The organism is Streptomyces sp. NPDC059695 (assembly GCF_042733785.1).
Lineage (GTDB): Bacteria > Actinomycetota > Actinomycetes > Streptomycetales > Streptomycetaceae > Streptomyces.
On sequence record NZ_JBHWFF010000003.1, the window covers coordinates 296,543 to 316,127 of the forward strand.

The following is a 19,585-nucleotide window of genomic DNA, read 5'->3' on the forward strand; positions in this document are numbered from 1 at the left end:
TGACATGCCGCTGTCCCCTCCCCGGCCTGGTCTGCGGTAGGGGAGGGGTGGGGGAGTCGGGTCGGATCAGCCGGGCTGCAGGGTGGCAGCCGCGGCGCGGATGAAGGTCATGGCCACCTCCAGGTCACCGGGCTCGGACTGGTGCGTCAGCTCACCGATCACGCTCGCCACCGTGGCCGCCAGGATGCGCGGGGCGAAATCGTCGGGGCGCCAGCCCTGCTCTTCGGCGAGGAGTCGGGCACCGTCCTGGATGACGTCGGTCAGCCGGCCACGGCAGAGCCCTTTGAGCTGAGGGTTGGACTGGATCATCCGGTCGTGGAGCTCGTCGAACTTGTCCGGGGACTCCGCCTGTTCGCGCAGCCACTGCTCCACGGTGTCGAGGATGCCCTGCCCGGCAGGCCTGGCGTGCAGCGCCGCGGCCAGCTGGTCGACGAACGCGTTGAAGTGCGCCATCGCCAGTTCCAGCTTGGTGGGGAAGTACAGGGTGACCGTGCGCGGAGAGACCTCTGCCGCTTCGGCGATGTCGGCGATGCTCGTGGCGTCGAAGCCCCGCTCGGCGAACAGCTCGTAAGCGGCGGTGAGGATCGCTTCCCTGCGTCGAGCCTTGCTGCGTTCCCTGAGGCTGTCTCCCGTCATGCCGGAAGCTTACCATCGGTAGCTAATTTACAGTCGACTGTAAAAATGCGTTACTGTGTAGTGCGTGGTGGAGGTGACCGCTCTGACTCCTCCACCACGCTTATCTACCTTTCGCCCCCGTTGATCAGAGTTTCGACCGGTTAGGAATGCTTCGATGGCCTCACGCCTATACGCCTGGGCGCGCTGGATGATTCGCCGCCGCCGATGGGTGATAGCCACCTGGATCGTCCTTCTCACGGTCATCGGAGGCCTGGCGGCGACCCTTCACGGAGAGAGGACCACGGAGTTCTCGGTCCCCGGTGTCGAAGCGCAGCAGGCGCAGGACCTTCTGAAGGAGAAATTCCCCCCGGCTGCGGGTGGCGTCGTACGGATCGTCGTCGCCGCCCCCGAGGGAAAGACCGTCACGGACCCGGCACAGCAGCAGGCGCTCGGCGCCGTCCTCCGCAAGGCCGCGTCGGTGCCCGGCGTCATCACGGTCACCCAGCCGACCTCGACCGGTACGATCTCGGCCGACCGGACCATCGCCTACTCCGATGTCCGATTCGCCGAGGAAGCGTCCAAGGTCGAGCAGTCCGCCAAGGACGAACTGGCCACCGCGGTGGAGCCCCTCCGGGATGCGGGGATGCAAGTCGAGCTCGGCGGCTCGGCCATGCTGCCGGAGTCCAAGGCAGGAGGCCCGGCCGAACTGGTCGGCGTCGTTCTCGCCTTCGTGATCCTCGCCGTCGCGCTCGGCTCCCTCGTCGCGGCCGGACTGCCGCTGGTGACCGCGCTCCTGGGTGTGGCCGTCGGCGTGCTCGGCACCCTGTTCGTCTCCGGCTTCGTGCAGATGACGGGCACCGCGACCGTGCTGGCACTGATGATCGGCCTGGCGGTCGGGATCGACTACGCGCTGTTCGTCATCTCCCGGCACCGCGAGCAACTCTCCGACCCCGAGATGGACTGGGAGGAGTCGATCGCACGCGCCACCGCCACAGCCGGCAGCGCGGTCGTCTTCGCTGGAGCCACGGTCGTCATCGCACTGGCGGCACTCGCCATCACCGGTATCCCGTTCCTCACGATCATGGGCCTGGCCGGTGCCGGCACCGTCTTGGTCGCCGTTCTGGTCGCCGTCAGCCTGCTTCCGGCGGTACTGGGAGTGTTCGGCGAGCGGATGCGCCCGCGCCGCCCCAAGCGGAACAGCAAGCGCAAGGACCGCGCCGCCGGTGCCTGGGGTCTGGCCTGGGCGCGCATGGTCACCCGCAAGCCGGCCCTCGTCCTGCTTGCCGGCATCGTCGGACTGCTGGCGCTTGCCCTGCCCGCCCGCGACCTGCGTCTCGGGCTGCCCAGCTACGCCTCACAGCCTGAGTCCAGCACGCAGCACAAGAGCTACGACCTGCTCACCGAGGGCTTCGGGCCCGGCTTCAACGCCACCCTCATCACCGTGCTGGACACCGAACACATCCCGCAGAACCAGCGGGAAGCCACCGTGACCCAGCTGCGTGGCACGCTGGCCGCGGACAAGAACGTGGCCGCCGTCTCGCGCCCGATAGCCAGCCCCTCCGGCGGCGTCGTGGTCATGGGAGTGTTCCCGAAGTCGAGCCCCGACGCCCAGGCCACGACCGACCTGGTCCACCGCATGCGTGACCAGGCGCCCAAGATCGCCGACACGGGCGGTGCCCTCTACGTCACCGGCCAGACGGCCATGGCCATCGACGTCGCCGGCAAGCTCGGCGAAGCGCTGCCTCTGTTCATCGGTGTCATCGTCATCCTGGCGCTGATCCTGCTGGCCATTGCCTTCCGGTCGATCTTGGTACCCCTCAAGGCGGCACTCGGCTTCCTGCTCTCGGTCGGCGCAAGCCTGGGCGCCTCCGTCTGGGTCTTCCAGCAGGGCCACCTGAACGGTCTGCTCGACGTGGCATCCACTGGACCGGTCACCAGCTTCCTCCCGATCCTGCTCACCGGCGTGCTGTTCGGCCTCGCCATGGACTACGAGGTGTTCCTCGTCAGCCGGATGCGCGAACACTACGAACACAGCAAGAATCCGGCTGAGGCGATCGCCCAGGGCGTCTCCAGCAGCGCACGGGTCATCGTGGCCGCCGCACTGATCATGGTCGCGGTCTTCGGCGGCTTCATCTTCAACGAGGACCCGATCGTCAAGGCCATCGGCTTCGCGCTCGCCATCGGCGTGTTCATCGACGCCTTCGTCGTCCGCATGACGCTTGTGCCCGCGGCCATGGCCTTGCTCGGACGACGTGCATGGAGCATGCCCCGCTGGCTCGACCGACTGCTCCCGGACGTCGACATCGAAGGCGCGCGTCTGCCCGCCGTGGCTGCGGCCGAACCTGGCGCGCACCCGCAAACCGAGAAGAAGACCCCGCGCCGTAAGGCATCCACCCGGGTCTGACCTCCCTGATCTCCGAGGCCGCCGACGCCGTGGGGGCCCGACGGCCTCGGATAACACCCTGCACCTCCCTTGGGACAAGGAGGTGCAGGGTGCTTCTTTTGCGTTCCACGTGCCGCTTGATCGGCCAAACGTGTCGCCCGCATCGCTGTGTGAGCGCCCGGGATGCCTGGCGATTCCCGAATGTTGACACTGCATACTCCGGCCGTGTAATGTATGCGATGTAAACATTCGGCTCTCGGGTATATCGGGACAGAAGTGGGCATTATCGCCCCCTCTCGGTATCGTGCTCGCGGCGCGCTCGGCATCGGCCGACTAGCGGAAATGCCGCGGACGCCTTGTACTCAACACCCCGCAAGAGCCCTTCATCTCAGTTGTGAGAACGGAGTTGTCGTGAAGGCTGTATCGATCACGGAGAACGGTGGCCCTGAGGTTCTGCAGTGGGTCGAGGTCGAGGACCCGACACCCGCTGCCGGTGAGGTGGTCATCGACGTGGTGGCCAGCGCTCTGAATCGGGCGGACGTCATGCAGCGCTGGGGGCTCTACCCGCTGCAGCCGGGCTGGTCGCCGTACCCCGGGCTGGAGGTCTCCGGCCGCATCAGCGCCATCGGCGAAGGAGTCACCGGCTGGCAGGTGGGCGATGAGGTCTGCGCTCTGCTGACCGGAGGCGGCTACGCGCAGAAAGTAGCGGTTCCCGCCGGACAGCTGCTGACGATTCCCAAGGGGGTCGGACTGACCGAGGCGGCGGGTCTGCCCGAGGTCACCGCCACGGTCTGGTCCAACATCGTCATGACCGCGGGCCTGAAGGCCGGCGAGACGATCCTCGTGCACGGCGGCGCCGGCGGTGTCGGCACGATGGCGATCCAGGTCGCCAAGGCCCTGGGTGCCCGGGTCGTCACGACGGTCGGCGGAGCGGAGAAGGCTGCTCAGGCCCGGGAGCTGGGCGCCGATGTGGCGATCGACTACCGCACCGAGGACTTCACGGAGCACGGTCCCTACGACGTGATCCTCGATGTCGTCGGCGGCGATTACCTGGAGCGCAACGTGCGCTCCCTGGCGGCCGACGGTCGCCTGGTCGTCATCGGCCTGCAGAAGGGTCTCGAGGGCCAGCTCAACCTCGCCGAGATCGTGTTCAAGAGGGCCTCCGTGCACGGCACCACCCTGCGGACCCGCTCCAAGGCACACAAGGCCGAGATCGTGGCCGAGGTCCAGAAGAACGTCTGGCCCATGATCGAGAACGGCACCGTGAAACTGGTCATCGATCAGACCTTGTCCATGGCCGACGCCGCCGAAGGACACCGCCTCATGGAAGCCGGCGGCCACCTGGGCAAGATCCTCCTCGTCAACGACGAGAGCGCGTGACGGCAGGCTGCTGAACGCCACGCTCATCGCGCACGGCACTTCACCGCCGCGATGGAGTCAGCGCCCGAAGATGCAGGCTCATGGGGAGGCAGGTCCTTGGCCGGCCTCCCCGGCGGCCCACCGATCGGCGGGCACGGAACGGAGCACATCCGGCAGCCGGGGCACCCCCACAGGCCAAGGGGAGGCAACCGACTGCCGCACGGGAGGAAGGGTCGTCATGACCAAGGTGTTGTTCGTTGTCTCTGCGGCGGATCGTTGGACGTTGCGGGGTGGGGAGGTGCATCCGTCGGGGTTCTGGGGTGAGGAGCTGGCGATGCCGCACAAGATCTTCACCGAGGCCGGGTGGGAGATCACGATCGCGACGCCGGGTGGGAAGGTTCCGACGCTGGACCAGCTGAGCATGGGGCGGACGGCGGGGTGGCCGTCGAAGTTGCGTGAGGTGGCGGCCTATCTGGAGTCGATCCAGGCCGAGTTGGACAGTCCGCGGGTGCTGGCGGAGATGGATCCGGATGATTTCGACGTGGTGTTCTATCCGGGTGGGCACGGTCCGATGGAGGACCTGTCCGTCGATGCGGATTCGGGGGCGTTGATCACGCGGGTGTTGCGTTCGGGGAAGCCTCTGGCGTTGTTGTGTCATGCGCCGGCTGCGGCGTTCGCGGCGCAGAACGAGGACGGGTCGTGGCCGTTCACCGGGTATCGGATGACGGGTCTTTCGAATCTGGAGGAGAAGTTCAACAGTTTCGGTCGTAAGGCGGTGTGGCTGTTGGAGGACCGGCTGCGGGAGAGCGGCGCGGAGTATTCCAAGGCCAGGTTGCCGTTGCGTCCGTATGTGGTCGTCGACCGCAACCTGTACACCGGGCAGAACCCCCCGTCCTCCGAGCGCCTCGCCGAACGACTCGTCGCAGAGCTGCGAGAGCCGGTGCTGGAGGTCACGGTGTCGCGAGTGATCAAAGCCTCGCGCGAAGAACTGCACGCCTTCGTCAGTGACCTCACGCGGATGGGGGAGATCAGCCCGGAGAACAAGAACACCCGCTGGACACAGCCAGGCAAACGGTTCACCGGCCGCAACGCGATCGGCCCGTTCTACCGATGGTCGATGGGCGGTACGGTGACCGAGAACGTGCCAGGCGCCTCGTTCGCGTTCCTGACCGACTCACCGTCCGAGACTCACTGGCGGTACACGTTCGAGCCGGTCGAGGACGGTACCCGCGTCACGGAGACGATGCGCAAGCATGCCCCGCAGATCCGCCCGGTCGTCTTCCTTCAGGACCTCTCCGGCGCCCGCGACCGTCGCGCCCACCTCGAGAGCGGCATGCGGAGAACCCTGGAGCGGCTCGCTGCCAAGTTCGAGAACGCCGCGTAGCCCGCACGCTCCGAGTATTTCCCGAACACCTGCGCCAAGGGTCCATCACGATCAGGAGCCCTTGGACGCCCCCGATCTCCGAGGTCGCCGACGCCGTGGGGGCTTGACGGCCTCGGATCACACACCCTGCACCTCCCTTGGGACAAGGAGGTGCAGGGTGTTCTTCGTGCTCCGCGCACCCGCAGGTAGGCGATGGGCGTCGGGACGCCACGGACCCGTGCCGTGACAACATCCACGGAACCCATCACCTGTGCCTGCCCCGGGAGTCGCGGACCGCCAGGAGCGCCGCGCCGATGTCCGCCGCCGTACGCGGATCGGTGAGGGAGCGGCCTGTCAGTTCTTCCACGCGGCGCAGCCGGTAGCGGACCGTATTGGGGTGGACGAACAGGCTCTGAGCCGCAGCGCCGGCAGAGCCTGCGGCAGTGAACCAGTGCTCCAGCGTCGTCAGGAGGCGGCTTCGCTCCGGAGCCGGCAGATCGATCACCGGCTGGAGGACTGCCTCCACCAGGTGCGCCGCCTCGGCCGGGGCCGCGGCGACGACCATGGCCAGCGGATTGTCGTCGAATCGTGCGACACCAGTACGGCCACTTCGCAGCCCCGCCAGAGCCAGACGGGCGAAGCGCAGTGCCTGCGGAGTGTCCTGCAGGGCTTGGAAGCGCGGGCTGAATCCGACGCGGGCATGAGCGCGGCGCAGGACGCGCAAACACGCGGTCTCCGCCGTTGCGGTCGGCAGGGCGATCAAGGCGAGTTGCTGGTCGGGCAGCAAGCGCCAGACGGAAGGCAGCTCTTCCTGACGCAGAGCGGTCCCCGCTCCGGAGAGAGGCTCTTCGCCCGGAGCGCCGGCCTCCGCCACGGCGACCGCGTAGGGACCGTGCTCGGGCAGCCCCAGTTCGCGAGCCGCTTCCCACAAGGTGCGATCCGTGATGATTCCGGAGAACAGGGCCTCGACCAGTGTGGAACGCCTCGCCTGCCCCTCGAGGTCAGCTCCACGGCCTTCTCTCGGTAGGCCTCCGCGGTGGCCTCCGCGTACAGGCCGAACGACGCCCAGAACCGAGTCGACTCCGAGAGCAGAACGTCAGCGGAGACCTCGGCGCGTGCCTCCTCGAGGATCTCCGCCCACAAGAGCTCGGCACCGATGCGATACGCATGCAGCGTGTCCGCCAGCGGAACCCCCTGCTGTGCGCGTGCCCGGCCGGTCTCGCGCGCCGAACTCGCATCCGGGGCGCCTCCGTGGCGGAGGCTGGTCAGGACGGCGTGCAGGGTGAGGAAGTCGTCGAGCCGTCGGCGATCCGTGGTGCCGAGCCGGGAGTCGTGGCGCTCGGCCGCCTCGTTGTAGGCGCGCAGGGCGGAGTCGATGGCTGGGGCCGGCAGAGGCCCGTGCGTCAGGATGAGTGTCGCAATCAGCTTCGCCAGGTCGTACCCCATCGGCGCCAGCGTGAGGTCGTCGGTGTCGACCGTGTAGATGTCGCCAGCCTCGGTGATGAGGAAGTTCCGGGGGTTGCTGTCCTTGTAGAAGGCAGTCGGCCCCTCGGCGGTCTTCTCCAACAACGTCAGCATCGCGTGGAGGGCGCCCCGGTCCGCCAGGTACCCCTGCTCCAGTCGTCTTCGCAGGGCGGCCTGCCGAGGACCGGTGTAGTCGCCGAACGCGATGCCGTCCCGGAAGCGGTGCGGCGTGTTCAGGGAGGACGGTCGGAGGTCGGTAGTCCAGGCGGCGCCGTGGGCGTTGCCCAGCAGCGTGGCCAGGGCCAGCAGATCCTTGGGCCGGGCGGGGCGGCCGTCGACCCACTCGTACGTCAGGCTGATCGGCCCGATCACGGTCAGCACCGGCAGCTGCAGCGGCCGGGCGTGCTGGGCGAGCCAGGCGTGATGGCGGGCTGCCGACGCCACCCGTTCAGGAGCCTCGTAGCGCTTGGTGAAATACCGGGGCCTCATTACCGTCCTCCCCGTGACCGGGCGAGCACGAAGGTGACGACGGACGTGGTGGTGAGGGGCCGGTTCGGCAGGAGCTCGTGCAGGGTCGCCGCGAGCGCGTCCGCGTTGCCGTACAGGCCGGGGGCGAGGTCGTACTTCGGGTTGGTGGCGAGGTACTCGGCGACGTGGTCGTGGCCGTCGAAGGTGAAGCTGTGATCCTCGTGCTCCACGGCGAGTACGTCGAGTGACACGGCGGCCAGGTCGGCGAGGTTGCCGCTGTGCGCCGAGACGTAGAGGCTCTCGTGTTGCTCGGCTCGCGGGTCGAGGCCGGCGGCAGCCACCAGCTGCTCCATCTCCCGGTAGCTGTCGAGGCACTTCGTGACGAACACGGCCAGACCGCCGGGAGCGAGTGCCCGGCCGATCTCCGCGACCACAGTCTGCGGGCGCGGCGAGTGGTAGAGGCAGAACGCGGCGACGACGACATCGCACGACCCGGCGGCCACGGGGAGACGGTGGAAGTCGCCCTGGTGGAAGATCACCGAGAGGCCGTGCAGTTGCCGGGCCCGCAGGCGAGCTTGCTCAAGCAGGGCCGGCGCGGCGTCGAGGCCGATAACGCGCCGGGGGCGGAGTTCCCTGGCGAGGGTCAGGCTGCTGGTTCCGCGGCCGCAGCCGAGGTCCAGGACAAGGCCGAGACGATTCGGTCGCTCGTGGTGGTCGCGCACCAGCCCGACGATCGTTTTCGGTACCGGACGCCCGGAGGTCTTCGCCCGCATCAGGGCGCTGGACCGGCCGGCCAGCCGAGAGGCGTGCCCGTACAGATCCGCCTGCCGAGCTGGGTCCAGGAAGGGGTTGGTGCCGCTCATGTCGCACGCTCCCCTCGGGGGAGCGGAGCGCTCAGCGGTGCTCGGCGGCGACCTTCCGCAGCCAGCGGCGCGTCTGACGTCGGCTGGACAGCAGCAGCACGTCGGCACGGCCAGAGGCGAACTCGCCGATCTTGGCTATGACCCGCGGACGCATCTTGCGGCGGTACGTCGCCACGTACTTGATCACGCCCCAGTGGATGCGGTTGTGCACCCCGTTGCCCTTGTGCCCGGCCCCGTGCCGGATCTGCCGGGAGAACATCCCGTACAGCGCGGCTACGGTCGAGACGTCCATCAGGACTACCGTGTCGCAGGCTTCGAGCCGGATCTGCAGCGTCGAGTTGTAGTTCCCGTCGATCACCCACCTCGGTTGCGCGACCAGCTCCCGCTGCAGGTTGGCGAACTTCTCCATGGGCAGTGCGTTCCACTCGTCGTTGTAGAACGCGGCGTCCAGGTGTGTCACCGGGGCGTCGAGAATCCTGCCCAGCTCGCGTGCCAGGTACGACTTGCCGCTGCCTCCGCAGCCGACGATGGCGACCTTCTTCATGGTGCTCCAGCGTAGAGGTGTTCGGGTGCCCGGTCGGACCGGCCGCCTGGGCACGTTCGGATGATCCAGATGCGGTGTCCTGGCTGCTCAGCTGCATCAGGCCGCTCCGCGTTCCAGCGCGACGACGGGGCTGACGGCCGTGTCCAGGGCCGCTTCCAGCGCGTCGACCTGCCGACTCAGGCGGAACAGGTCCAGGCGGTCCAGGCAGGCCGCGATCAGGTCCGCGTGCTGCTGGGTGGCGGCGATCCGCTGGAGGTGGTTCAGCCGCTCGATCACCTCGTCACCAGATCGGACGATCAGTTCCTCGGGTACGAAGCGGTCGGCGTGCAGGATGTCGGCCGGGGCGAGCGGGAGGCAGCCGGCGAGCACCGCTTCGAAGATCCGCTGCGTCATCTGCCCGACGGCGGCGTACCGCTCCGGCAGCATGAGCACGGTCGCCAGCGATCTGCCGTACACGCCGTGGACCGCCTCGAAGGGGACCCTGCCGAGGAAGTGGACGTGCGGCCAGCGGCCTGTCTTGGTCCACTTGCCTCCGACGAGGTGGTCGAAGCGTGCGGCGGCTGGTGCGAAGTAGCGGTCGAAGTGGTCGTCGCGGTCGTACTGGTTGCCGAGGTACCCGAGGACGAGGTCCCGGGGCTGCTTGGCGAGCGCGACCGGATCCGCCCCGGCGAGCAGGCGGTCGTCGACGGGGAAGAGCAGGCGGTGAGCCCCAGGCGTCGGTGCGAGGGCGGCCTCGCAGACAGTGGCCTGGGGAACGCGCCGCCACACGCTTTCGGACCGGAGCTTGCGGTCCTTGTCCCAGATCACGGTCGGTGTCTTCCTGCGCACGGTGTAGCGGCTGATCAGTTCGGCCTGGCGGTGGAGCTCGCAGGTGTGGCCTTCGGCGCCGCACGGGGTGGTGTTGCGTCCGTCGATCGGCCAGCGCCACTCCAGGAACAGGGCGTCGATGTCCGGGCTGCCGCTGTGGAAGGTGTAGGCGTTGCCCAGGTCGTCGCCGGCTTCGATCAGGTCGCGGTTGGCCTGGAGGAAGACGATCTCGTGGCCGCGGTCGAGGAGGGCGTCGATCAGGGGGCGGCGGTGGCTGCGGCCCCCGTCCGGTGTGTCGGTGATGCCGTTGCCGAGGAAGCCCCAGAAGCTGTATCCGATTTTCACTTGGTGATCCACCGTCCCTCCAGCAGGAGGGCGTCCAGGCCCGAGTCGGCCAGGCAGCCGAGTGCCATCGCGGGTGTTCCGCAGATCGGCTTGCCCTTCACGTTGAGCGAGGTGTTGATCAGCACCGGCACGCCTGTGCGCCGGGCGAAGGCGCTGAGGACCTCGTGCATGAACGGGTTCTGCGAGCGCGTGACGGTCTGGAGACGGGAGGCGCCGTTGGCGTGCACGATGGCCGGCACCATCTCCCGCGCCTCGTCGGTCACTCCGGACGCCATCGACATGTAGGGCGCCTCCTGGCCGAGAGTGAAGAACTCCGCGGCGCGCTCGGCCAGCACCATGGGGGCGAAGGGACGGAACGGCTCCCGGTACTTCACCGTGGCGTTCAGCCGCTCGACGACACCCCGCTCCCGCGGGGAGGCGAGGATCGAGCGGTTGCCGAGGGCGCGGGGGCCGGCCTCGACCCGGCCCTGGAAGAGCCCGACGATCATGCCGTGGGCGAGCTGCTCGGCGAGGAACTCGGCCGTCTCGACGCCCAGCGTCTTCTGCCGGAGGTCGGGCCACAACGTGAGGTCGAGGGCCGTTCCTTCGAAGGACGGGCCAAGGTAGCAGGCCCGGGTGACGCCGGACAGGGGCTGTCGGGCGTGGCCATCGTGGTGTACGGCGATGGCGGCGCCGATCGCCGTGCCGGCGTCGCCGGGGGCAGGCGGCACGAAGACCTCGTCGAAGACGCCGGCCTCGATGATGCGGCCGATGCTCACGCAGTTCGTGGCGACGCCGCCTCCGACACACAGGCGTCGGGAGCCGGTGATGGCTCGCGCTCGACGAGCGAGGTGCAGCATCACCTGTTCGGTGCGCTCCTGGAGAGCCGCGGCCAGGTCCCGGTGCACGTCGCTCAGCGGCTCGCTCGGGTGGCGTTCGGGGCACGTCTCTTCGATGAAGCGCCGACTCGTCCTCGGGTAGCCCGAAGTCAGCACCCGCGGCGGGAAGTAGAGCGGGTCGACGACGAAGCCGGTGGGGGTGAGGCGGACGGCTCTGGCGAAGAATTTCCGGAATCGCGCCCGGGGTCGCCGAGCGCCGCGAGCGCCATCACGGTGCCCTCCTCGTCACCGCGACGCCATCCCAGATGTTCGGTCACCGCGCCGTACACGTACCCGAGGGAGGTGGGATCGTTGATCGCCTCCAGGGTGCGGGTGCGTGGTCGGAGTGCGTCGTGCCCCCGGGCGATGGTCGTGGTCTGCCGTTCACCGAGGCTGTCGACGACGAGCACGGCGGACTCGTTCCACCCGGAGGCGGCGAAGGCGGCCAGCTGGTGGGCGCGGTGGTGCAGGACGGGGGTTACGCGTGCGGCGGGGAACCGCCGGCCGAGGTCGCGGAGACGGAGCTGGGTGCGCATCGCCACCTTGGCGAAGCCACGGGCTTGCGGCACCGCCCGGTCGCGTGTGGTCGGTGACAGCGCCAGACGCAGCGCGGCCGGGGATTCGATCAGGTAGCGCGCGGGCCGGAAGTTGTAGGCCACGGCGTCGACGTCGGTGGCGGAAAGCCCGGCCTCGCCGAGCAGCCACTCGACGGCGTGGCGCGGGTAGTCCTTGGTGTGCTTCTTCTGCGACAGCCGCTCCTCCTCGACGAAGCCGACGAGCTGCCCGTCGACGAGCAGCGCGGCGGCGGAGTCGTGAGTGTACGAGCACAGGCCGAGAATGACCGAGGGCGCCTGGTCCACGGCCGCCGTCACCGCGCACCGGCCGAGGTATGCGCGGACGAGGTCGTGGAGCGACGGTTCAGCTCGTCGTACCAGGCGGTCATGGCCTGGCCGAGCGGCCCGTCGATCTTGCCGGCCAGATCCGTCGCCTGATCCTGCCGGTCGCCCTTCCAGAGCTGGTAGCTGCGCAGGGTCTCGGACATGGTGTCCCAGCCGGCGTGCCCGGTTACGTCCCCCGTCCTGACCTGATGGAGGAGGTCGTCGAAGCCCTCCCATGACGTGGTGAGGTCCGGCATGTCGGAGCTGGCGACGATCGAGGTCAACGCATCGGCCTGGTCGAGGTGGTTCTCATAGATGTGCAGGGACCCGACGTGGTGGTGGAAGTCGCCTAGCTCGGCGCCGATCCAGCCGGCCACCAGTTCGTGCAGGACCGTGTAGAAGAACAGGTCGTACGGCATGCCGATCCATACGTCCTGGCCGCGCATCGTCGTCGACATGTGCAGGCGGCCGTCGCGCAGGTAGAAGCGGAAGCCGAGCGTGCAGGGCACGTCCTTGTGGCCGGCGGCGTCCCGCGCCGGGTCGTAGAGCTGGATCAGGGCCCGGCGGGAGTCCGGGTCCTGCTTGAGGATCTCCACGACGCGGGACAGCTGGTCTACTGTGCCCGCCCACTTCCGCATCCGCGGGCCGTAGGCACCGCGCAGGACGCCGTCGTCCGCGTACTGCCGGAGTTTCGTGTTGTAGTCGAAGATCCAGGGCTCGTCGGAGCTGGAGAGGATCCAGACGGTCTCGGCCACCGCGAACGCGAGATTGAGGATCCTGGCTGGCGGCGCGTACAGCAGGCGGGCCCGTGGACGGGTGAGCCGCATGTGGACGTCGAGGACCTCACGTGTGGCCATGCCACGCGGGCTGACCCTCGCGCCGGACTTGGCCAGGGTGACGGCACCGACGAAGAGCTCGGCGATGCTGTCGGCGGTCAGGGATGTCATCGGGCGGGGACTCCTTCGTTTCGGAGGTGTTCGGGCTGATGGCCGGAGGCGCGGCTGACGATGAGTTGTGCGACCAGGGCGGCGCTGTCGCCGCTCCAGCGGCACACCGCGTCAGCCGAGGCGGGTTCGGCGGCCGTGAGCGGCCTGAGGAGTGCGGAGAGCGCGTCGGCGACGTCCTCGGCGGTGGTGCAGCGTCGCGCGAGGCCGTGAGCAGCAAGCCCGAGTGTGTGTTCGTCGGCGGTGCCGATCTCCAGGACCGGCACGCCCAAGAGGGCGGCCTCGATGCCGCACGTCGAATAGGTGCTCGCCACGACGTCGGCGCCGGCGAGACAACCCCGCGCCCCTACCTGCGGATCGGCGACGGCCACGAGCGGCCTTCCGTCCCGCTGCCTGAGCGAGGCGAGGAAGTCCGGGCTCTGCGCCGGGTGCGGGGCGATGACCAGTCCCCATTCGCCCTCAGCCTTCCACATCCCGTCCAGGAGGAGGTCGGCGTGGGCCTTGAGCCGGTCGGGACCGAAGGGCTGGCAGGCCCAGACCATGATCCGGTCCGGGCTCCGCCCGGATCCGGGGACCAGCAGGTTCTCCAGGTACCGCCTCCGGGCTTCCCGTCCCAGGCCGGCGAGGACGTCGAAGCGGGGCTGCCCCAGCACGTGGACCTCGGCGTCCGGGTGCCGCGCCCACGCCTTGGCGAGCGGGGCATCGCGATCGCCCATGACGACGCCCGGCTGTGCAGCGCGGGCCACGCGACGGACTCCGCAGCCCAGGCCCCGTGCTGCACATGGACCGTGTTCACGCCCTTGAGGTCGGCCAGGTGGACGGCGAGCGCGCCGACGGGGCTGGTGTCGTTGCTGACGAGCAGCGTGTGCGGGCGAGACGCCTCCAGGACACCGCTCAGCCACGTCTCCAGACGGACCACGGAGCGCCACGACGGCTGGGTACATCCACCGCTCGTCTCCAGCAGGACGGCCAGCAGACGGACCAGACGCGAGAGCCGGACGACGTGCTCCCCCACCTGGACGACGTGCTCGTCGTCCCACAGCTGCAGGCGCTCCACGGCTCCGGACAGGGCGAAGAGGCCAGCGGGAGGCGTAACGAGCCTGATGCCCTCGACGGCTGGAGTGTCGCAGCGTTGCTCCGGGTCCGTGGCGAGATCGACGAGGAGACTCGTCCGGCCACCACCCGCCAGGTCTTCGAGTACCGGCAGCAGAGTGGCCGCATGGCGGGACGACCACGAGAGCGCGACGACGCCGGTGCGCGGCAGCGCCGACGGGGGAGGGCTCGGCACTCGGGTGTCGGCGCGCGCAGGCTGCAGGTTGCTCAGCTGCGCGGTACGGAACGGGTTGTATAACGCGGTTGCCCCGAGCAGATACGCGATGCCGGACCACGTGACGGTGTAGGCGCGGTACTCCCGGGAACTGCTCTCGCGAAGCCCGACGAGTCCCTCGTGCGGAGCGATCTTCAGCGGGCCGGGCGCCTCGCTGAACGGCTCCCAGGCGCCGAGGGCCATCAGCTTGCGTACGACGTGCGCCACCAGGCGCCGGCCCGGTACGTGCTGCACGTACAACCACCCGGCCCCGCCCGGCGTCGTCCTGAGATAGGCCCCGTACCACTGGAGTGCGTCCATGACGCGCTCGACGAGCGCTTCGTGCTTGTCCAGAGGCATGGCCTCCAGCTCACTGATCGTGATCCGGGCGGACGTCAGAGTCGCGAACGTGCCTTCTCCGACCAGTGCCCACGCGGACTGTCCGCCGACGTCGGTCCGCGCCAGACCGTGGACATGGCGAGGGGGTGTGGTCACAACAGTCTCCCTTCGAGGAGGGGACCCGAGGAAAGGAGCCTCAGCAGGTCCTTGGGGGACTCGGCGACCACGGGGAAGGGGGAATCCGGGCAGCCGTACCCCCAACCGGCGTGGACATACGGAACTCCGGCGCGGCGGGCGGCTTCCTGGTCGACTGCCATGTCGCCCACGTACACGGCCTCGGCGGGATCGACACCCAGGTCGGTCAGCGCGAGGAGGACCGGGTCCGGGGCGGGCTTTCCACGCCCACCACCATTCGGCGTGCGCACCGTGGAGAACGGGCAGCCGAGGTTGGTCAGGAGCGGGGCCGCCCGCTCCAGCGGCTTGGACGTGACGACCCCGAGGAGCCAGCCGGCGGCGATGAAGGCGCGCAGGACCTCCACGGTGCCGTCGAACTCGCGGGCGAGGTGGGACGCGGCGATCGACGCCTCGTCGTACGTACGGTGAAACGGCTCGGACTCGGCGAATCCGAGCCGCTCCATGATGTCGGCGAACGGCCGGCCGAGGTGGCGCTCGTACTCCTCGAACGGAACGTCGAGACCGTGCCCCTTCTGGACTTGCTGCCATGCGCGCTCCATCACCGGGCGGGTGTCGAGGAGCACGCCGTCGAGGTCGAGAAGCAGCGCCTTCGGAGGTAAGGGCGACGGCGGGACCAGGGTGGTCATGAGGTATCTCCGGTGAAGGGGATCAGGGGGTGAGGGACGTCTCGGGGCGCCTCACGAAGGCGATCACCCGCTTGCCGCTGCCGTCCCGCTTGGGACAGGCGGTCCAGGCGTCGGCCACGGCGGACACCAGGAGCAGGCCACGACCACTGGTCGCGTAGGGGGAGGCGATCCGCGGGGCGGGGGGTTCAGGGGAGTTGTCCTCCACCTCGATCCCCACGACGCTGGCCTGGAGGGCGAGGGTCAGAGTGATCTCGTCCCGGTGCCGGCCATGTTTGGCTGCCTCAACGCCGTCCTGGTGCGCGAGACGAGAGCCGTGACGCTCGGCGTTCGTCGCGAGCTCGCTGACGATGAGCACCACGGGATCCAGCAGGTCCTCCGCGCGCCAGGCGGTCAGCACGTCGCGGGCGAAGCAGCGTGCTGTGCCCGGGGCCGTGTCGTCGGCGGAGAGCGTCAGGCTCTTCTGGTACTGCGGGGCGTCAAGGACGCTGCCCAGTCCGTCGATGCGACGGCTGTCCAGCAGGAGGAGTTCCTTGTCGAGGTTCATGACGTTGCGCTCCCCGAGGTCGATTCGTCTGCTACCGCCGGTCGGGCCCCTCGCACGAGCAGAATTTTCGTGCCGGCTTCGTGCAGCCGCTGCCTGCGATCAGCCGCTATGGCCCTGGGGCCCAAGTGGGACGGGGCGGGGAAGACGACGCCGTACGGGCGAGTGGCCGCGACGGCGTCGAGCATGCCCACGAAGGCGCCCGACGACGCCGCGCACTGCTCCATGTACACACCGCCCAGCGTCAGTTCGTGACGGCGGCAGTAGTCGGTGATGGTCTTGGCGAGAGCCTGCTGCCGGCTCGCGGACACCCCGACGAGCCGCAGAAATCCGAAGACGATCGGGCCCGTGACGTTCCGCTGTTCCGTAAGGGGCTCCATGGTCGTGACCACCCATCGGATCGGGAAAGGGGGACACTCCGAGCCTGGTCGCCACCTTGCGATCGCGGAATCCACGTCCGTCCCACTTCTGTCCCACAACCGCCCCCGGCGCGGTCGCCACGTGCTTCGATGGCATCGGAAAGGAGTGGCACGTGGCGACCGTTCACGAATGGACCGGCCTGGAGGCGCTTGCCCTGCGCAAGGCGCTACGGCTGAGCGTGCGCCGCTACTCCGAGCACCTGGGCATTGCGGTCAATACCATCAGCAATTGGGAGAAATACCGCGACAAGAGGCGGCCCAACACCGAGAGCCAGGCCATCCTCGACACAGCGCTCGCCCGGTCCGATGCCGCAACCCATCTGAGATTCGAGACGGAGCTCGCGAAGCTCTCCGAAGGAAGAGGGGAACGGCTCGCCGGCGAAACAGCGCGAGTCACCATCCCTCGACCTCGGGCCTGGGAGTACGAGTCCTGGACGGACGACCTCGAACGTGCAGTCGTCGCGCTGTCCCACCAGAACTTCGCGTTCGCCGACGACCTGCTTCGACGATGGTCGTCCAGCTTCCGGCCCTCGGAGCTGGACGAGCGAGGCACCTACCTCCTCGCCCGCTCCGTCGCCCTGCAAGGCGATCTCAAACGGGACCAAGGGGCAGTCGTGGGCCCCCTTTCCGCCCAACGGTCCTACGCCAATGCCCGCTCTCTCTATACCGAGTTGGCGATTCCACGACGTGTGGCGCAGCTCGACCTGTCGCTCGCGGTCGTCACCGAGATGTCCGGTGCGCTAGAGGCCGCGGCCCGACAGTACGAGGACCTTGCGATCGACGAACGGTTATCCCTGCGGGACCGTGCCCGCGCACGACTCTGGGTGGGCACTGCGCTCAGCAAGGACGGCAACCACGACTACGCGGTTCGGGTGATGGAGGAAGCCATCCGCGAATTCGAGGGTCTTGCCGAGCAGGACGACTGGTCCGTCGCTCAGCAGAAGCTCGCCCTGGCCCACCGTGGATCCGGCAATCTCGACGCGGCCCTGCGCCTCATCGACGTGGCTCGCAGTACAGGCATCACCGATGCGCCCATGCAGCGGGTACGGCTGGACACCGCGTACGGGCACATCCTCCTGTCCGACCGCGCGACCCTGGATGATGGGTTACGCGTCCTCGACGACGCTGCCAAGCGGGCGGCCCAGTACGGCCTGACCCACCAGCTCCGCAGCATCACGGACATCCGGAGGACGGCCGATGGGCCAGCCAGGCCTTCACCACGTTGACCAGGGAGACGAGCGAGTGACCGACAAGCAGCCGGCCATCAACGACGAGCAGATCCGCAATGCCAAGCTGGTCTGGGACTACCACCAAATGGGTCACGAGCTGCGCCCCGTCGACGTCGCCATCGGCCTCGGCAGCCACGACCTCGGTGTCGCAGCCTTCTCCGCGGAGCTGTACCGGGCCGGTCTTTTTCCCACTCTGGTGTTCACCGGCGGCAACAGCCCCACCACCGCGAAGGTCTTCCCTCGTGGCGAAGCCGTCCACTTCCGTGAGCACGCTCTTACCCTCGGCGTGCCGGACAGCGCGATCCTGGTGGAACCGAACGCCGGCAACACGGGGCAGAACATCGAGCTGTCCCGAGAGCTCCTCGCCTCCGCCGGCCTCACCCCGAAGTCGGTGCTCATCGTCTCCAAGCCGTACATGGAGCGGCGCTCCTTCGCCACCGCCCGCAAGCTGTGGCCCGAGGTCGAAGTGCTGTGCGCCTCCGAACCGATGGAGTTCGACGATTACCTGAAGAGCATCGGCAACGAGAAGCTCGTCATCGACATGCTCGTCGGCGACCTCCAGCGCATCATCGAGTATCCGAAGCAGGGCTTCGCGATCGAGCAGGACGTCCCGGAGAGCGTGCATGCCGCGTACGAAGACCTCATCCGCGCCGGCTTCACCGGCAGGCTCATCGGCGCGTGAAGCAGCCCCGGGGGGACTGGTAGCGATCCACCAGCCCAACCTCTTCCCCCGGCTCAGCACCCTCGCGAAGCTCTTCGCGGCGGACTGCTGGATCGTCCTCGACGACGTCCAGTTCGCCCGCCGCGACTTCCAGCACCGCGCCCGGCTGGCAGCCATGTCCGGCTCGGCGCGGCATCAGTGGCTCTCGCTCCCCACGCATCTGCCCCATGGGCGGTCGACCCTGATCAGAGACGCGGTTCTTACAGACCACGAACGGTCCCGCCAACGCGTCGCTACCATGTTGCCCCAGTACTACGCGGCAAGCCCCGACTGGGCGCTGCTGCGCCCTGAACTGGACTCCGTGCTTGCTCATTTTCATGAGCGGGCCGGCATCGCGGATGTGGCAGAGGAATCGACGAAGGCCTTGCTGCGTCTTTTGGGCTGGACAGGTCACATCGTGCGCAGCAGCTCGCTTCCTGCGCGCCCCGGGCGCTCTCAGCGGCTCGCAGACCTAGCCGCCGCTGTCGGCGCGAGCGGCTACCTCTGCGGCACCGGCGGGATGCGCTATCTGGAAGTCAAGCCGTTTGCTGAGCAAGGTGTGATCGTTGTGCCGTTTCGCTCGCCGCTGGCGGGTGTTTGGGAAGGCGCGCGAGAGGTCAGCGCCATGTCTCCGCTCATGGGCCACGGGATTTCTGTGGTCGTCGACCAGGTACGCGATGTGACAGACGTGCATCGGGGCTGTGCCAGTTCCACCTAGGTACAGGCCCTTGGCGGTGCTAAATCCCGCTGCTACTCGGAAGGCGCGCTCCTCCGATCAAGCCCTGTGCGACTGCGCTGCAAACTACTTGAGCACCCGGCCGAGCCCAGAAGAAAGAAGACGGTTCGGCCTCGAGTTTGCTCACAGCAGACAGGGAACATCCGGCCAGGACTGGAATAGATCGAAAATGCATGCCAACCTACAACACCCCTGATCAAGGCAGGCCTGGGCGTTCGCGCCCCGGAAAGGCCGGATTCCATTCGAGGAGGACCTCTGTTCAGCCCCGCTCCAATCCCTCAGTTCCGCAGCCGCTCCGCCCCTCCCTCTTCGCCGGTGAAGGCATCCCCTTCCGCTCGCCGACGGTGACTCTTCACCAAAGGCTTGGTCCAGGTCGGATTCATCCGTCGTAGGCCCTGTGTTTTACAGCTTGCAGCTCACCTGAGCCCCGACCAGTTGCCTGTCGGCCTGCGTGGGGTGGCATTCGCTGGCGGATACATAGCAGACGATCCCCGGTTTCCGAAACCGGGGATCGTCTGGATCATTGCTGCCGGGGGGGGGGGGGGGGGGGGCCCGCGGGGGGCGGGGGCGTACTAGATAAGGAACTCCGCCGCGGGGGGTGTGT

General features: G+C 68.5%; 18 protein-coding genes and 2 pseudogenes. 8 read left to right on the forward strand and 12 right to left on the reverse strand.

The window, feature by feature from the left end; genetic code table 11:
- Positions 1-66: 66 nt before the first annotated feature.
- Positions 67-636 (reverse strand): TetR/AcrR family transcriptional regulator, encoded by a 570-nt coding sequence (locus tag ACFV2S_RS06570; protein ID WP_376482464.1) that lies wholly within the window; start codon positions 634-636, stop codon positions 67-69.
- 154 nt (positions 637-790) lie between these two features.
- Between ACFV2S_RS06570 and ACFV2S_RS06575 the strand changes: the two genes are divergently transcribed.
- The 4 genes and pseudogenes from ACFV2S_RS06575 to ACFV2S_RS06590 form a co-directional block, all read left to right on the forward strand.
- Positions 791-3,019: an MMPL family transporter gene (locus ACFV2S_RS06575; RefSeq protein ID WP_385554804.1), complete on the forward strand. Its 2,229-nt coding sequence runs from the start codon at positions 791-793 to the stop codon at positions 3,017-3,019.
- A gap of 390 nt (positions 3,020-3,409) precedes the next feature.
- Complete coding sequence (locus ACFV2S_RS06580; RefSeq protein ID WP_385554806.1) at positions 3,410-4,378, forward strand: NAD(P)H-quinone oxidoreductase; 969 nt, start codon at positions 3,410-3,412, stop codon at positions 4,376-4,378.
- A 217-nt stretch (positions 4,379-4,595) separates the two neighbouring features.
- Positions 4,596-5,288, forward strand: a pseudogene (locus ACFV2S_RS06585) (type 1 glutamine amidotransferase domain-containing protein); the annotation flags it as partial.
- Between the two features lie 27 nt (positions 5,289-5,315).
- Positions 5,316-5,741, forward strand: a pseudogene (locus tag ACFV2S_RS06590) (SRPBCC family protein); the annotation flags it as partial.
- A gap of 244 nt (positions 5,742-5,985) precedes the next feature.
- On the opposite strand, the gene ACFV2S_RS06595 reads toward ACFV2S_RS06590, so the two are convergent.
- The 8 genes from ACFV2S_RS06595 to ACFV2S_RS06630 form a co-directional block, all read right to left on the reverse strand.
- The gene (locus ACFV2S_RS06595; protein ID WP_385554808.1) at positions 5,986-6,651 is read right to left on the reverse strand and encodes a PucR family transcriptional regulator; all 666 of its coding nucleotides are present in this window, start codon (positions 6,649-6,651) and stop codon (positions 5,986-5,988) included.
- A 1,021-nt stretch (positions 6,652-7,672) separates the two neighbouring features.
- Positions 7,673-8,515, reverse strand: a complete 843-nt coding sequence (locus ACFV2S_RS06600) for a class I SAM-dependent methyltransferase (protein ID WP_385554809.1) — start codon at positions 8,513-8,515, stop codon at positions 7,673-7,675.
- A gap of 31 nt (positions 8,516-8,546) precedes the next feature.
- A complete protein-coding gene (locus ACFV2S_RS06605) occupies positions 8,547-9,059 on the reverse strand; it encodes a topology modulation protein (protein ID WP_385554811.1) in 513 nt (170 codons plus the stop codon).
- A 96-nt stretch (positions 9,060-9,155) separates the two neighbouring features.
- Positions 9,156-10,211, reverse strand: coding sequence for a hypothetical protein (locus ACFV2S_RS06610; RefSeq protein WP_385554813.1), 1,056 nt, complete (start codon positions 10,209-10,211; stop codon positions 9,156-9,158).
- Entirely contained in the window at positions 10,208-11,185 is a 978-nt protein-coding gene (locus ACFV2S_RS06615; protein WP_385554815.1) for a carbamoyltransferase C-terminal domain-containing protein, read from the reverse strand. Before ACFV2S_RS06615 ends, ACFV2S_RS06610 begins: the two co-directional genes overlap by 4 nt.
- Positions 11,179-11,928, reverse strand: coding sequence for a carbamoyltransferase N-terminal domain-containing protein (locus ACFV2S_RS06620; RefSeq protein ID WP_385554817.1), 750 nt, complete (start codon positions 11,926-11,928; stop codon positions 11,179-11,181). Before ACFV2S_RS06620 ends, ACFV2S_RS06615 begins: the two co-directional genes overlap by 7 nt.
- Before the next feature lie 8 nt (positions 11,929-11,936).
- Positions 11,937-12,893 carry a thymidylate synthase gene (locus ACFV2S_RS06625; RefSeq protein ID WP_385554819.1) on the reverse strand — a complete coding sequence of 319 codons (957 nt, stop codon included), beginning with the start codon at positions 12,891-12,893 and terminating at the stop codon, positions 11,937-11,939.
- Positions 12,890-13,636 carry a hypothetical protein gene (locus ACFV2S_RS06630; protein ID WP_385554821.1) on the reverse strand — a complete coding sequence of 249 codons (747 nt, stop codon included), beginning with the start codon at positions 13,634-13,636 and terminating at the stop codon, positions 12,890-12,892. The genes ACFV2S_RS06625 and ACFV2S_RS06630 overlap by 4 nt, the downstream gene beginning before the upstream one ends.
- 26 nt (positions 13,637-13,662) lie before the next feature.
- On the opposite strand from ACFV2S_RS06630, the gene ACFV2S_RS06635 reads away from it, so the two are divergent.
- Complete coding sequence (locus ACFV2S_RS06635) at positions 13,663-14,241, forward strand: hypothetical protein (RefSeq protein WP_385554823.1); 579 nt, start codon at positions 13,663-13,665, stop codon at positions 14,239-14,241.
- Between the two features lie 446 nt (positions 14,242-14,687).
- On the opposite strand, the gene ACFV2S_RS06640 is transcribed toward ACFV2S_RS06635, so the two are convergent.
- The 3 genes from ACFV2S_RS06640 to ACFV2S_RS06650 are packed head-to-tail and all read right to left on the reverse strand — an operon-like array spanning position 14,688 to position 16,289.
- Positions 14,688-15,356: an HAD family hydrolase gene (locus ACFV2S_RS06640; protein WP_385554824.1), complete on the reverse strand. Its 669-nt coding sequence runs from the start codon at positions 15,354-15,356 to the stop codon at positions 14,688-14,690.
- Between the two features lie 22 nt (positions 15,357-15,378).
- Positions 15,379-15,900 (reverse strand): ATP-binding protein, encoded by a 522-nt coding sequence (locus tag ACFV2S_RS06645; RefSeq protein WP_385554826.1) that lies wholly within the window; start codon positions 15,898-15,900, stop codon positions 15,379-15,381.
- A complete protein-coding gene (locus ACFV2S_RS06650; protein ID WP_385554827.1) occupies positions 15,897-16,289 on the reverse strand; it encodes a hypothetical protein in 393 nt (130 codons plus the stop codon). The genes ACFV2S_RS06645 and ACFV2S_RS06650 overlap by 4 nt, the downstream gene beginning before the upstream one ends.
- A gap of 140 nt (positions 16,290-16,429) precedes the next feature.
- On the opposite strand from ACFV2S_RS06650, the gene ACFV2S_RS06655 reads away from it, so the two are divergent.
- Genes ACFV2S_RS06655 through ACFV2S_RS06665 form a run of 3 tightly spaced genes read left to right on the forward strand, consistent with a single transcriptional unit; the run spans position 16,430 to position 18,963 of the window.
- Positions 16,430-17,542: a helix-turn-helix domain-containing protein gene (locus ACFV2S_RS06655; protein ID WP_385554829.1), complete on the forward strand. Its 1,113-nt coding sequence runs from the start codon at positions 16,430-16,432 to the stop codon at positions 17,540-17,542.
- A gap of 16 nt (positions 17,543-17,558) precedes the next feature.
- A complete protein-coding gene (locus tag ACFV2S_RS06660) occupies positions 17,559-18,227 on the forward strand; it encodes a YdcF family protein (RefSeq protein WP_385554831.1) in 669 nt (222 codons plus the stop codon).
- The gene (locus ACFV2S_RS06665; RefSeq protein WP_385554833.1) at positions 18,169-18,963 is read left to right on the forward strand and encodes a WbqC family protein; all 795 of its coding nucleotides are present in this window, start codon (positions 18,169-18,171) and stop codon (positions 18,961-18,963) included. The genes ACFV2S_RS06660 and ACFV2S_RS06665 overlap by 59 nt, the downstream gene beginning before the upstream one ends.
- The last annotated feature ends 622 nt before the right edge of the window (positions 18,964-19,585 follow it).